Source organism: Pacificibacter marinus (genome assembly GCF_018860665.1).
GTDB lineage: Bacteria > Pseudomonadota > Alphaproteobacteria > Rhodobacterales > Rhodobacteraceae > Celeribacter > Celeribacter marinus_A.
This window is the reverse complement of the sequence record NZ_JAHKPK010000038.1, coordinates 1-15,008: the sequence shown is the minus strand read 5'-3', so window position 1 is coordinate 15,008 and position 15,008 is coordinate 1. Positions and strand designations below refer to the sequence as shown.

The window sequence follows — 15,008 nt, the reverse complement described above, 5'->3', positions numbered from 1 at the left end:
GCCCCCAGATGCGCTTGGGGGCGGCCTTCTTGGCAACCGTGTCGCTCAATTGCCAAGAAACTGGTCCAGATGATTCCAAAGGGAATTGTCCAGAAGAAGATTAAATCGAAGGTAGAGGCCATCTTGATAAAGATCAGATTGGCCTGCGACCTGCCCGCGGCTGTGGTTATAGCCGATGGCAATTTGGGTGCCTTTCGCAGGGACAAAGCCCAGCTCAGCCCCAAGACCCATCGAACGATTTCCGGCGTCGTCCCAAAGATGGCCTACATTTGCACCAAATTGAAAACGGTCGTCCGAGAATTCCCAATTCACACCGGCTTGCACCAGTTGGGTGAGCGATGCGGCATCAGCATGGCCCGGCAAGCGGTAGCTTTGGTGCTGTCCCGCATATTTGCCGTTCAGGCGCAAATCTGCGCTGGCTTCATAGGTCGCATCAACGGACCACATATGCGTTTGGGTCGTGCCATGTTTTTCCTCAAGGCGATGCTCATACCACGCAAGCACTTCCATGCGCGGATCATTCGACGGGCGGTATGCGGCCCCGATGCGAGTCCTAATCCGCGTGCTGTCGTCACCATCGCGATTGTCGAGCGCGATGCGTGAGCGACCCAAAACAGTCCAATCGTCGTTTAGCTGACCCGCCATACCCAAGCTGGCATAATAGGTTTCACCAGTCGGCTCGAACGTTGCCTCAAGATCGGCATCTCCAACCCAAGTGTCATCAGCAGAACTCCATTTGGCACCCAACGCCACAGAGGTGAGCTTGGATTGTGACGTTTCCATTTCACGCGAATGCTCAATGCCCAACGTAAACCTTGTGAAGTCGTTATAATCCCAAACAGCATCCAAGCCTTGGGTATAGGTGGTCGCCTGATCCCCAGCGCCACGGCTAAGATCAAACGTCCCAGTAAGCCAGTCGGTCATCTGATAGTCGAAGCCCATAGAAAAGCGAGTGATCGTCGCACCTTTATCAAAACGCAGCTCTGTTTCGGAATAGACCGTCCAACCTTTTTCTGGCTCACTTGTTAAGCCAAGAGTGAGTTCTGTTGCGCCATCGCCCGAGACAGGAAAACGCAAGCGCGCATCCACACGGGTATTGTCGCGGTCCTGTGGCACCCAATTCACTCCGGCGATCAGCGCAGATTGAGTTTTATTCTCGCCTGCCGTAGTGCGTTGTGCGATTTCCGCGCCGATTTCCCAACCCAGATGTGGTTGCATTTGATAGCGATACAAAAGGTCCAAGCGAGTCAGTTTAGCGTCAGTGATCCGATCTTCAACATATTCACCGTTGAGCTCCAACTCAGCTTTACGGCTCAGAGTGCGACCATAGGAAAAACGCATCTGCGTGGTTCCTGCATTCGCCAATGCCCCTGGAGCCGCAAAACTATTGTCAGTGTAGATTGCTTCGGCGGAAAAGCGGCTGTTGTCAGTGGATATATCATAGGCCAAACGTGCGCCCATACCAGCTGTGCCGTCCTTGTCCTCGCTCCGCGCAATTTCTGCCTCCCAGTCACCACCATTGCGAGCCTCATGCGCGACATAGCCAGAAATCAGTCGTGTTCGAGCATCATGACCCCGTTCTGCATCCGCATGGACAAGGCGCGCGCCGATCATTGTCCGCTCATTGAGCGTGTGATTGATCTCGCCGCCATAGATCCAATATTTCTCTGCGTTCTCAGCCTCGATTTCGAAAGTCATACGCACAGAAATCGGATTGCCATCCAGATCGAACTGGCGCAAAGGGCGATCAAAGGTGATGGTGTTGCTGAAAAAATCTAGCAAATAATCCGTGCCGCGACGCAAAAGTTCGGTTGAGATGACATCCCCACCCTCTTCATCGCGCACAAGCACCTCTATCCGCTCGGAGCCGTCAATATAGCCTGACAAATCCACATCATAAGGACCAGAGACACCGCGGCCGCGGATTTCAATAATCTTCTGTTCCGCGTTGGTACGCGCTGCGAACACAGTCACAGAGGTGCGTTCGTCACTCCAATGTGCCTTGGCTCCTGTCACCACGCGGCTGAGACCACCCAGTTTAAAGGCCTCCGCCTCAGGCGAAATATCAATATCGCCATAAAGCATATAGGAACGCCCCTTTTCGACCTTCACAAAAAGGTTTGACGAGGATTGAGCATCAAAACCGCGTTCGGAATTATCGCCATAGACTGGATAGTATTCATCACCGCGTATGTCGCGGAACAACCGGTTTTCCGTGTCACGATCTGAATTATAGCGCAGGGTCAAAAGCGTATCACCACGGATCACGCCCTTAAGATACAGCGATCCACGCAGGCCTTCGGTCGTGTCCTCAAAATGCGAGAACTGATCCTTTGGCAAAAGCGTCCCCGCTCCGTCACCTCCTAAAGTGATGGCCCCTTCGATCACGCCAATCAAAATACGTTCATCCAAGTTGGGTGTGAACTCAACTGTGGTTGCGCCATCATCGAAACCGGCCCGAACACCAAGACGATCAGGACCTGAGACCTGCGGAGGAATGACGTCAAATGTCGCCTCCCCATTGTCGATGAACACCTGAACCCCAGGCACATCAGGGCGGATATCCTCCACATCCCAAGTCGCACGACGCGCCTCAAGCGTCACAACCGAAGAGGCCAAGACAGGACGTCCACGGGCATCAAGAAAGCGCACTACCACAGGAAAAGGCGTGGTCGGATCAGCATTAACCACCTCTGGCGCAATCACCTCGACTTTTGCTGGGTTGCTGGGAGCAAACAGCGTCAGTTCAACACGCTCGCGTTCGATCCCGAACGGGTCACGGCCCACCAGTGTTAATGTGTTTTGATCACCGCGCAAGCTGACCGCGACAAATTCAACGGCTTGCAAATTTTTGGAGTCCAACGTGGAGCGTTCGCCAATACGATCAGCATCGACTTCGCGCCCATTAACGATAAGGCTGAGAGACAGATCCATATTCGCTTTGACGCGGATTGAGGCGCTGCGACGATCCAAAACCTGTCCGTCTTCAAGACCGATAAATCCAGTCGTATTGTCCAAACTGTTCATCAGTTGCGACAGCGGACGGCTCCGTTGTTGGTTACGGGATTTTTGAACGATTGTTTCTGCGCCCACGGCCTCGGCCTCGCGCTGCAATTTTGCAGGTGAAAGCTGGCTTGTGGTCGCCACGCCTGCTTCTGTCCGTGCAGAACGTGTCGCTGGACGTGATCCAACCAGCGGCAGGTCGGCAGCCCTCAAGGCTTCGGTCTGTGCATTTGTTTCGAACCAAGTGCGGCGCGCATCAATCTCGTTCATAACTTCTGGCGTACAGGCTTGCACCGCGAAATGCTCTGCACGCAACTCGCCTTTTTTAAGCGGGATTAAACGCGATCCTGCACGGCCCAGATCATTGCTACGCGTGATTTGAATTTCGCTGTCCTTTGGCAGGGTTTCGGGCTGCACAAGAAAAGCGTGGGTCACCGCAGAGAGACCATAGAGTGAATATTTACCATCGATATCGGTCACGACGCTTAGCCCCTGATCCGTCACGATGCGCACGCCTGGGATGCCCGGTTCAGCATGACGGCCAAGACGGTCTTCATCATCAAACGTGTCGCGTATGCCGTCGCCATCACAATCCATGAAAACAGAGCCGATCACCGTCCCCTGACGCGCGAAAACACCGCCGCTATTGTCCAACAAGACACGAGCACGCGCCACGGGAGAACTGCGCAAAGTGCCCGTTCCCGCCTGATACCCGGAAAAGAGTGCGGTGTTGATATTCTCACCTTCACGCGCCCCAGCACTGACCTGCATCGTGTAGCTCAATTCATAACTGGTGAGCGGCTTGAGCGTCCCGAGATCAAAACTCAGATCACCGACAGCATCCCGTGTCGGGTCGGGAAGAACCGCACCGTCAAAACGCACGGACCCTAGGACCAAATTCACACCACGCGGAGGACTATCCATCAAGGTGGTATGCATCAACGCCTGATACATATTGTTGGTCACATCCAAAGTGTAGGTCACGAATTCGCCAAAGGCGACCTGATCACGATCCACCGTTTTTTCCAAAGAAAGCGGTGTGCCGTAGAACGGATCAACAGGAATATCGGCAACCTGCGGTGGGCCGCTGATATGCGCGAAATCCTCGCCATAGCTCGCCTCGGTCACGATCCGGCCATAGCCCGGAAAATCAAGACGCACCGACGGATAGGTCCAATCATCCGCACCAACGAGGCGGTAGGCGAAAACGCCAGTCTCATTGGTGTCAAAGCTGAAAAAGCCTTGCGCATCCGTCACAGTGCTATCGACCATCGCCCCAGTGGCGGCATCGACAAGAGTAACCAAAACGCCATCAATCGGATCATTTGTTACGGAATTGAACACGAAATTACCTGGGTTCACCCAAAGAATATCTTCAAGCATGGTGTCCGCACAATCAGAAATCGCAACGATACGGTCACCGTTGGATGTGGCCATTACGCCGTCTTCGGAACGTGGCAAATCCATTTCGGCCAAGGGAATGGCCGCGGTGCGAAACTCTCCGGTGTTGGGCCCTGTTTCAGTTGCCAAAACAGTTTCCACATCGCCGGTGCGCGTAGAGCGAAGGGTGACAAAGACCTGATCGATGTCAGTCGATTGGTTGCAAGCCCCTGCACTGAGCACCAAGGATGTGTCTAACCCAAACGCACCATAGACCATATCTAAATCTGTGCCGGGCTCGACATAACGCAACGCTGCGAGACTGTCGTCAACGCGGCCATACACGACCGTGTTCGACGGCTGGCTGATCTCTTCGGTCACATTGACCTGTGCTGTGTTGTCGATCTCGACAGGCCCAAGAGCATGGGGCACACGCACGCGGAACATCACATCGCTTGAGAAACCAGATGCATAGTCGCCCTCGTGGAAAAAAGCGACCGCATCCACATCGGTTAAATCGGTTGGCGCAATGCTTGTATACTCGTGCAGAGGCATATCGCGCAGATGAAAAAGCGGCTGCATCGCGCCCTGAGACAGATGCGCTTCAAATATAGTATTCAATGGGATTGCATCGCGTAGCAATACGCCCGAAACCTGCGCGTCATCGATACGCAGCGCGTCACCGTCAAGCGTGACATAGGCGGCGACGGCCTCGTCCGAGTTGTTGCGCATACGCAGGGTGTAGGTCAGGTGATCCGCATCGTCACCACGCGCAAAGCTTTGTGTCTTTTCAAGCTCTAACGTGGCTTCAACCAATTCGGTCATGCCTCTGGCTGTGCCTAAAACAGATACATTCTCGTTCGAGCCAGCACTTGCATCTACAGTCAGTTGGGATGCGACAATCGTGTCGAGACCGGCATCTGATGCGATACGGAATTCATAGATCAACTGCGAACTTGCACCCGTCTCAAGCGAGATTTCGGCATTAGGCTCTAATGTGACATCACCATAATCAACGACACCATTCTTATTGGCATCAAGATAAAGCTGGCCGTCACGCTTGACATCCTGCGCATCTAAATCGGCGATAGACACACGGGTCAAGACATCTAAATTCCCGACGTTTTCAACACTAAAGTAATATTGGCCAATCGCTCCGCGCGACAAAATAAGTGCGGAGGAACCAGATAATTCAACCGTTGGAACCGCCGCGACAGTGGCTTCAACTGGGTTGGAGTAAACAGTTTCAGTGATACCCAAATCAGGATTGTAGAACCGTGCCTCAGCAATGTTGCGAATAATCGTTCCCGCAGGGGCTGGATCGGCCTTCAAGGTATTGGGTGAGAGGAAAATGACGCATGCGACAACAGCGACAAGAGAAGCGGCGCATGCATTCAACGTGTTAGAAAAACCGCGCATCTGGTCTATCCGTCAAATGAGAGAAAAAAAGTGCGCCCCCCAAATTGAGCGAGGAAACTGGGGGGCGCGGAGGGATCAGTTTTCTACCTGAACGGTAAATTCGACCGATGCTTTAGAGCCTGGCAAAACCGTGCCGTGGCTTGAGCTGATACCAGTCGCGGTGATCGTTGATGTGGCAGTGCCCGGAACGAGCACCGCATCACATGACCCACCACAGTTGATGATCGTGGTGTAGGCAGGTGCCGCGTCATTGATCAGCACGTTGTCCGCCGCAGAGGACCCTGTGTTTTCCGCTTCCACGAGGTAGCGCACACATTGGCCCGGCTCTACATCGAGGCGGTTTTTCGTAAAGACACCCACGGTGCCATCACATGCCGCATCGATATACTGATACTTAGTCAGCGTGACGTCACCAGAGATAATCTGGATCGTGTCAGAGCTTGCGTTATCCGCCGTATCTGCATCGGTTTCAGTGGTGTTGAGCGTGCTATCCAAGGCGATGGTACCGATTTCAGACACACCGACGGTTGCTGTCGAAGGTGTCTGGACACGGTAGATCAAGGACAAGCTGTCACCTGCTGCAAGACCGCCAGTGATATCGTTGAAGTTGTCAATCACAGGGTCGGTAGCATCTAGAACACCGTTGTTGTCGATGTCATAGAAAATCGCGCCCGAGAAGTCCGACAGACCGCTCTCAGTGATCGCACCATCTATGATGGTAACGTTACCGGCGTTGGTCACAGTGTGCAGAATATCAACAACACCACCCGGCGAAGCCTGAACTGTTTGATCTTGGATGATTTCAACATCATAGATCTCGTTCACTGTCACTTGGTTGGTGATGCTGTCAGACTGATCTGACACGGCAGATTCAACATTGATATCGATGAGCGTGTCACCCGGAGCTGCAAGATCAGCAGGCGTCACAACGACTGTAATCGGCAGAGAATTACCTGCAGGGATCGTGCCTGTGTTCGAAACCACTGTCCCATCAGCCAATTGAAACTCTACAGTCCAACCAGTTGGAAGCGGCGTATTGAGAGCCAAACCGTAGGTATCAGAGACAGCGCCGTTGTTTTCAACGAGCATCTCAAAGGTAACAGGAACGCCTGGGTCGGTGGTTGTGGTGATCCATGGATTGCCGCCGTTTGTTGGGGCAGCACCGTCACCTTCTGAGCCAACAACTGCGTTTTCCAAATCAACAGCCGACGCAAGGATCGCACCGTCAAATTCGGCAGTGGATGTATCTGAAATGCCGGAACCTTCAGAGGTTGTGGTCACTGTCGCCGTGTAATCGGTTGTCGCAGTTGGAGGGAGATCCGTTGGCAACTGGGCAATCAATGTCACTTTTGTGCTATCGCCGATCGCAAGCGGCCCCACTGGACCGACAATAGGCGTCACACCGTCGGAACCAACAAAGCGGAAAGTTGTTCCTGCAGGAAAGTCTAGATTCGCAACCGACAAGGACAGGCTATCCGAAACGTTGGAGTTGTTTGTCAGCACAAACTCATGCTTCACAACACCGCCTTGATATACGTCCGTGCTTTCGGTGACGACATCATTGTTGAGCGTGTCGTCATCCGTGCCCGATGCATTCGACGCCGCATCGGCTGCGCCCGCCGCGTCAATCGCAGTATCAGCAACAGAAATGTTATACTGATTATCCACTGTGAGTTGAGCCGTGTTGGATGGTGGGAAGGCGGCACCGTTGACAGTCTGAGTTGCTGTGTTCTGAACAATGCCAGCTTGTGCAGTAGAAGCAATCGTCGCTTTGAACGTTACGCTACCGGAGCGTCCAGAGCCAACAGACGAGATGGTAAAGCCAACAGTTTGGGCGTCGTCATAATCCCAAGCAATGGTTTCGCTATTTCCGTTCGTAGCATCGGTCGTCGTCGCTGTGTTGTCGTCATCCAACGCGCCTGATGCATCGGACCAAACCGCTGACCCGGCTTGATAAACCAAATCGGCGTCAAGAATATCTTGCACAGAATAATCATTTGCTGCGGCAAGACCAGTGGAGGAGTAGGTCAGCGTGATGGTCACTTCATCCCCTGAATCAACGATGCCGTTGATGCCGGGATCGACCGTCATGTTTTTTACAAGCTCGACAATCGCATCCGTAGAGATGGTCAGCGTATCTGTGTTGACCGACGTCTCAGCGCCATCCAAAAGCGACGTGGCTGTCACTGTGATGTCATCAGTGCCCGTTGCAGTGGACGCGACAGAGGCTTCGATCACGACACCGAATTGCTCACCGTTACCCAAGACAGGCGTTTCGGTGATAGGGGTGGAGCTATCCGCCACACCATCCATGTTGGCATCCGGGTAGAAAACAAGTCTCGTGGTGTCGAGCGCACCTGTATCGTCTTCAATGGCGGACAGTCCAAAGCTGTCAGGGCCGTTACCGTCATTGGTGATGACATGCGGTAAGAAGGCTTTCCCCCCAGGCGCAATGGTTTCGGAATTGTTCGAGGTGAGGGTTACACCTGCAACCTGCTGGACCACGGTTTCCACTGTGTTTGATGTCACCGTAATGGTGTCACCAGCGGCGTTTTGATATGTGGCGACAGCTTGGTTGCCAATGACCACGCCCGCTTCAGGTGCTGCGAAGACCGCAGTCCCCACAAGCGCACTGACGGCTACGACACTGGCCGTACGCATGAATTTAGAATGATATGACACGTTGATTTACCTTTGTGTGTAAGATTTAGAGGAAGACCCGAAAAAGACGGATCAGTTGACGCGAACGCGATAGGTGGTAAGGGCGGTTTCGCCCGCTTCGAGCGCCTCACTCAAAGACCAGCGCACGGCGCGGACCTCTTCGATCGGGAGCTCTTCCTCGCGCAGGGTGCCATCTGCTTCGACGACTTTGCGCATCGCTGGGAGGGTCGACCATTCAAGCCCTTCCAGTTCGGGATCAAGATCCGCTTGGATCTCGAAAGTGGCAGGCACAGAGGTGCTGTTGCCGTCCAAAGAGAGGGACACGCCCTCTGGAACAGGGGCACCGATAATCAACCCCTGCATTTCTTTGTCTGTCTTGTTCTCGTGAGAGAGCGTGTAGTGGATGACTTCTTGCGGCTCTACTGAGGCGCGTTCGACAAGCATTTCTACACCTTCTGATGAGGTCTCTACGATTTGAAACGTCATTGTGCTTTCGAGAGCATCAGCGGCAAGAGAGCCCGCTGAGACGCTGAAAACAGCGCTGACATAAAGCGCCTTTAAATATTTAGGATGGTAGCAGGTCATGAGCGACATTCCTGATCATAAGGTCTTTCGACGGTTGCGCATCTGCTCGGGAGCGTCCGAGCGGTGATGGACTTATGATTGCGCAAACCCGCGCCTCTCGCATTGTAGCGTAGGGCTAAATTTTAATGCCGGTGGGGAGGTCGATATGCTTTGGGATAGGTAGGGAATAGTCTTTGGATCAGAGTATCCGACTGTCTGAATAAGAGACATACGCCCCATGTTTCACTGAAGTGTCCCTAGCGACTCAAGCATTCGTTTAGATGCATTCCAGAACTTATGGAGAGATACGAGCATGGCACTTTCAATTCAGAAACAAGTCGTTTCCTCGACACCATTTTTCACGATCGGCCCCAGCGGACGAAAATAGTCGAATGTACCAATTTGCATGTGTGAGAGACGGGATTGGAAACGATGTCAGGCAATCGCAACTTGATGACCATAACCAACGCCAAGCGCCCCCGTTGCGCACTTGAGCAAAACACATCACAACCGCAGAGGCTGAGCATCATATACTGTGTTTCAGATGGACCGGTTAACCGCTGATTCTTTGTCGTCTTTTCGATGACATCGTCACGAAAATCGAAACCATGCGGCGGTGTTGTACGATCATGAGATGTTCTGGTCGATGAAGATAGTGCTCTCGAAACTCAACGGCCAGAACAGGTTTATTGGGCGATGTTTTAAGGTACGAGGAACCCCCTCGGCGCCGCTATAGACAGCGTTGCACCCCATGGCGGATCAACTCTGCTCCCGACAGGCGCGTAACGGAGTGAGTTTTGAAACGCGCTTTTGTCATGTACCAATCCTTCACTGACGCAGGGTAATGCGCAGAGATGACCCGCGACCATTGATCAAAGTCGGCTTGGGACAATTTCGCACCAAATCGGTAGGGACCATGAAACCCGAACGAGGCCTCTGGAGATACGCAAACATTGTTGGCGCCCAAAAACATGGTGCAGCTTGACATGCACGAGCCACGGCGGATTTCTATCTTTTGACCTAATCGATCAATTTGCTTGATCTCATTGTAGCGATCGCGAACGCTGCCGCCGGGATCTCCATTGATCACGATTGTTGCGCCTGCCTGCTGTGACTTTGGCCGGGCAGCTTGTGCCGGAGCAGTCAAAGTTATGGTTAGCACGGCAAGGCTCAGATAAAGCATGTTCGACATGCGTTTTGAGTGTTTAAAATAGTGACAGGTCATGAGCGACATTCCTGATCATAAGGTCTTTCGACAGTTGCGCATCTGCTCGGGAGCGTCCGAGCGGTTAAGCCTCTATGATTGCGCAAGCCCACGCTTCTCGCAGTGTAGCGTTGGGGTAAGTTTGAGTAACGGAGGGCAGGAAGATATGCTTTGGAGTAGTCGGCACATAACCGTTGGAAGACCGGCTGCGCCCTTAGATCAAAAAACTGATAAGACAAAAAAACGCGCCATCTAAATGAGGCGCGTTCCTAAAAAATAAAGTCAGTAAATCGCTTAAATGAATCCCGCGTCCCGCGCGATCATCGCGGCATCGGTCCGGTTTTTAGCATCCAGCTTTCGGCCAAGTGTTTTGACATGCAGCTTAATCGTAACCTCTTGTAGATCAAGGTCGCGGGCGATTTCCTTATTGGACTTTGCAGCCATGAGCCCACGTAAAACTTGGCGTTCGCGTTCTGACAAGTCCTTTTCAAAATCGGTTTCTTCGGGGTCGTCCTTACCAGACATGAATCGGACTGGCGCGTAGACCTCTCCTGCGGCCATGAATTTCACCGCATTCACCAAAGATTTAGCCGGAAGCGTTTTGGGCAAAAATCCTGCCGCGCCAGCTTCGAGTGCTTGTTCAGCAATCAAACGTGTGGCCGTGCCAGAAATCAATCCAACGGGCTTGCCTTCATTGGCCTTGATCGCCTTTGTCAGCCCTTCAAGCCCCTTCATTCCCGGCATGGTAAAATCCAATAGCACCAGATCAAAAGGGCCATCGCTTTTGATTTTATCCAAAGCCTCGTTCAGATCCTTAGCGGATACCGTTTGGCTCTCCCCATCTGCATCTAGAAACATCGCCAGCGTTTCGCGGACAAGATCGTGATCATCGGCAATTAAAATGGTGAGCGCCATAAATATTCCTCTCAAGAACGGATACGAACGTATATTTCATTGCCCCTATGGAGCTAACCTCAGCATAACAGAGCTTTGGCACCTTTAGTAAATATACAATTTAAGCGTGTGAGAATATAAAACTATACGAAAGGATATAAGCCATGTGCTGATGAGCGATGGAAAAAGCCAAAGGCAACTGCAACTATCCCTTCAGTTTCGTATCGTCAGGAGAAAACAATATGTCTTTTTTGAAATCTATTCTCATGGTCAGCGCCCTTTGTCTGCCTGTAACAGCATTTGCCCAAGAGGTTGTTCTGACAGTCAATCAAGGCGAAAAAAGCGTTACACTGACCATGGATGACCTCAAATCCATGCCGTTTGACGAATTTGAAACCACAACACAGTGGACGCAAGGTGGCATGCAAGTGTTCAAGGGAGTCTCATTAAAAGATTTCGTGGCGCATTTCGACGTCACCGAGGGCATGATGAATGCGACTGCAATCAATGACTATACGGTTGAAATCCCTGTGTCCGACGCAGTGGAGAATGGACCAATCATCGCATACGCTTTGAATGGCCAAGCCATGTCTGTACGCGAAAACGGCCCGCTTTGGGTCATTTACCCATTTGATCAGAACACAGCATATCAATCAGAGATTTATTATAGCCGTTCTATTTGGCAACTCGACCGTGTCACCTTTGATGAATGAACTGGCCTAATTGAAAATGCGTAGCAAGAGCAAAAATCGGTTTGAAAACCCGTGGTTTCAAAGAGTGTGGCTACTGGGTATCCTGCTGGCATTCGCGTTCATAGCTTTACTATCATTCTCTTTTTGGGAACGATTAGAAGAGCTTAACACAGCGCGCAACGACCAACGGGGTTGGGCCTATTCCCAACTGGAAGTCGAATATCTCAAGCTTATGCACGTTCAGCACAGCCTTGAAAACAATGAGACACAAAACCTCAACGCGTTCCGCAGACAGTTCAACGTATTTTACAGCCGAACCAAACTGGCGCAAACGCTTCACCTCAACGCGCGAGATGATGCGACAGATATCGATGACTTGCTTGCAAAGCTCGACAACACTCTTGATCTGATCGACAGCAACGATGCGAGCCTGCGCGCGCAATGGACTCAGATATCTCGCCTCATGGCGGATATCGCTCCATTGCCGCGGCGTATCGCGATCGATTCGATAAAAATTCATGCAGAGCGCGCCGAACAACAACGCAGCGAAATTACATTATATGTATCATGGCTCTTTTACCTGTTGATCGCCATCACATTGGCCCTATTGCTAACCATTTTTGTTCTCTCGAAGCAATCCAAACACCTGCGCCAATCACGCGCCAACGCATTGGCTGAAAAAGCCAGATCAGACACAATGCTACGGGCCTCTGGTGATGCTGTTCTGCTGATCAATGACCGCGGCATGATCCTTGATATAAACGAGGCCGCACAAGAGCTATTTGCCGCAAGTTCGGAAGAATTGATTTCCAACTCCTTTGTCGAAAACCTTATCCCTCGCCGACATCAAGGTGAGATTATGGAAAATCTCAAAAAATTTCGCGAGACTGGAATGACCAGCATAGCTGACCGAGGAGAGAAAGAATTTACACTGCGGGCGCAAGATGGTCGGGAATTCCCCGCCGCTGTGCGCTCTAGTTTGGTCAAAGATGGCGACGACAATAAATTTGTGACCTATTTTCGTGATATCACGAACCAAAAAGCCTACGAGGCTGAAATCCTTGAGATGCGTGATCAAGCCCTTACGAATGCAAAAGAAAAATCCCGTTTCTTCGCCATCATGAGCCACGAAATGCGCACACCACTGAATGGTGTGATCGCAGCGCTGGATTTGCTGGGCACGACTGAGATGTCTCAAGAACAAGAGAAATACTTAAAGGCCGCAACAAAATCAGGCGACGTGCTTATGGAACATATCAACGACGTTCTGGTGATTGAGAGATTGGATGCAGACGAGACGCTTTCGCTAGAGCCGCTCATCTTTTCCGACTTGATCAGTTCAATTGCGGAGTCTCTTAAGCCTTTTGCTGACAGCGAAGAAGTTTTGTTAAACACCCACCTTGCGGATGAAGCCAAGGCGCCAATTCTGTCTGATCCACGCGCGCTTAGGGAAATTTTCAGCAATCTTCTCAGCAATGGCGTCAAATTTTCACCCAAAGGATCGGTCACATTAACGACACAGATTGAAAAAAAACACGATGACCTGCATCACATGATCGTTAAAGTGACTGACAGCGGCATCGGCATTTCAAACGACGATTTAGACCGTATTTTCGACGACTTTGTCTCTCTTGGGGACCGTTACGAAAAACGTAAAAGTGGCACGGGGCTTGGTCTCGGCATAGTAAAACGACAGGTCGAACGCTTAGGAGGTAACATTCAATGCATGTCTCAAATCGGCATCGGATCTACTTTTGTTGTCACACTGCCGTTCACGCCATGCGAAGAAAACGCATTTCAACAGATTAAAAACGCGCCTGAGACGTCAACCCACACTGCGCCTATGCGCCTTTTGGTGGTCGACGATAATGCCGTTAATCGTGAACTGATCGAAGCTATGCTCACCAAAATGGGCCATGAAGTGACGCTGGCAGAAACAGGTCAAGAGGCCGTTAATATTTGTGAAATACAGGGCTACGATGCCATTTTAATGGACATTTCCATGCCTGGCATCAGCGGGGTCGAGGCCACCAGATTGATCAAGGCCGGAAACGGTCCCAACAAACTCACTGCAATTTTTGCCGTTACAGCAAATGTCATGGCAGAGGACAAATTGGCGTTCGAACACGTCGGCATATTGGCGACGATTGAAAAGCCCGTTAGACGTGCGACGATTGCGGCCGCGCTCAATGGTGTAAACCTTCAGACTGCGGCCAGCTTACCCGCTTCTAAGCATATTGATACGCAACAACTTCAAGAATTGCGGGACATCCTTGGCCTTGCAAAAATGCAGAGCCGCCTAGATGCTTTTGTGGCGCAGATCGAGGCGGATATAGCGCTCTTACTCACGACGCATGACGCCAAAGATATCAAAACAATTTCACACTCAATAGCCGGTGCAAGCGGTATGATTGGCGCAACCTATCTACACAATCTGTGTAAAAATCTGGAAATAGCCTCTGAAAAAGGCGACAGGTCTGTGATGGAAAACACTCTCAAAGACTTACCGCCTGCTCTGACCGCATACAAAGCTGCCCGCTTGGCATATACAACAAACGCATAATTAATCTTTAGTGCCGCCCAGATGAATGTTTGGCCCACCTTCCGCTCGACCGCGCCAGGGCTTTTGCGTGTTCCAGTTGTCTGTCTCATATCCCACTTGTCTTATCCAGAACGTGGCTCTTGTGCGATACAGGAGCCGTTGCCCGGCACGGCATTTATGTCGGGCAACGGCGAGGGTCGGATCGTTTCCCGCTTGGTCGTGATGGACCGTGGAGGAGTAAGGTCGCCCTCGTTTTTTCTAATGACCTGAACCACTGACCGGCAGGGTATTGCATAGCAATGTCCCGAGAGGTGGATGCTAGGGCTTCGGGCCCGTATGACAAGACAAGGTAGAAAAGACACATGGACACTACCATCGGTATCGACGTTTCCAAGGACACACTTGATGTCCATGTCTGACGTCAGCACCCGTGGGACAGATTTGAGGATTTGAATAACGGAGGATTTCTGGTTCATCTTATCGATTAGGAGATCGAGATGACGAAGAAGCCCCAGACATCAAAAGACGCCGCCGACAAGGTGGTTAAGAACATCCGCCGCAAGACGCGGCAAACCTATTCAGCTGAAGAGAAAATCCGCATCGTCTTGGCGGGCCTGCGTGGCGAGGAAAGCATCTCGGTGCTATGCCG

At 51.7% G+C, this 15,008-nt stretch carries 7 protein-coding genes and 1 pseudogene; 3 read left to right on the top strand and 5 right to left on the bottom strand.

Features of this window, described 5'->3' with window-relative positions; translation table 11 throughout:
• Positions 1-45 precede the first annotated feature (45 nt).
• From KO497_RS11025 to KO497_RS11005, 5 genes are all read right to left on the bottom strand, one after another.
• On the bottom strand, positions 46-5,802 hold the full coding sequence (locus KO497_RS11025; RefSeq protein WP_215944023.1) for a DUF11 domain-containing protein: 5,757 nt from the start codon (positions 5,800-5,802) through the stop codon (positions 46-48).
• Between the two features lie 75 nt (positions 5,803-5,877).
• The gene (locus KO497_RS11020; RefSeq protein WP_354668111.1) at positions 5,878-8,484 is read right to left on the bottom strand and encodes a beta strand repeat-containing protein; all 2,607 of its coding nucleotides are present in this window, start codon (positions 8,482-8,484) and stop codon (positions 5,878-5,880) included.
• Between the two features lie 51 nt (positions 8,485-8,535).
• Positions 8,536-9,048: a hypothetical protein gene (locus tag KO497_RS11015; RefSeq protein WP_215944022.1), complete on the bottom strand. Its 513-nt coding sequence runs from the start codon at positions 9,046-9,048 to the stop codon at positions 8,536-8,538.
• Between the two features lie 709 nt (positions 9,049-9,757).
• A complete protein-coding gene (locus KO497_RS11010; RefSeq protein WP_215944021.1) occupies positions 9,758-10,252 on the bottom strand; it encodes a hypothetical protein in 495 nt (164 codons plus the stop codon).
• 273 nt (positions 10,253-10,525) lie between these two features.
• Positions 10,526-11,146: a response regulator transcription factor gene (locus KO497_RS11005; RefSeq protein ID WP_215944020.1), complete on the bottom strand. Its 621-nt coding sequence runs from the start codon at positions 11,144-11,146 to the stop codon at positions 10,526-10,528.
• A 221-nt stretch (positions 11,147-11,367) separates the two neighbouring features.
• Between KO497_RS11005 and KO497_RS11000 the strand changes: the two genes are divergently transcribed.
• The 3 genes and pseudogenes from KO497_RS11000 to KO497_RS10990 all read left to right on the top strand — a co-directional run.
• Entirely contained in the window at positions 11,368-11,838 is a 471-nt protein-coding gene (locus KO497_RS11000; RefSeq protein WP_215944019.1) for a molybdopterin-dependent oxidoreductase, read from the top strand.
• A 64-nt stretch (positions 11,839-11,902) separates the two neighbouring features.
• Positions 11,903-14,380 (top strand): hybrid sensor histidine kinase/response regulator, encoded by a 2,478-nt coding sequence (locus tag KO497_RS10995; protein ID WP_215944018.1) that lies wholly within the window; start codon positions 11,903-11,905, stop codon positions 14,378-14,380.
• A gap of 476 nt (positions 14,381-14,856) precedes the next feature.
• Positions 14,857-15,008 (top strand): annotated as a pseudogene (locus KO497_RS10990) (IS3 family transposase); the annotation flags it as partial.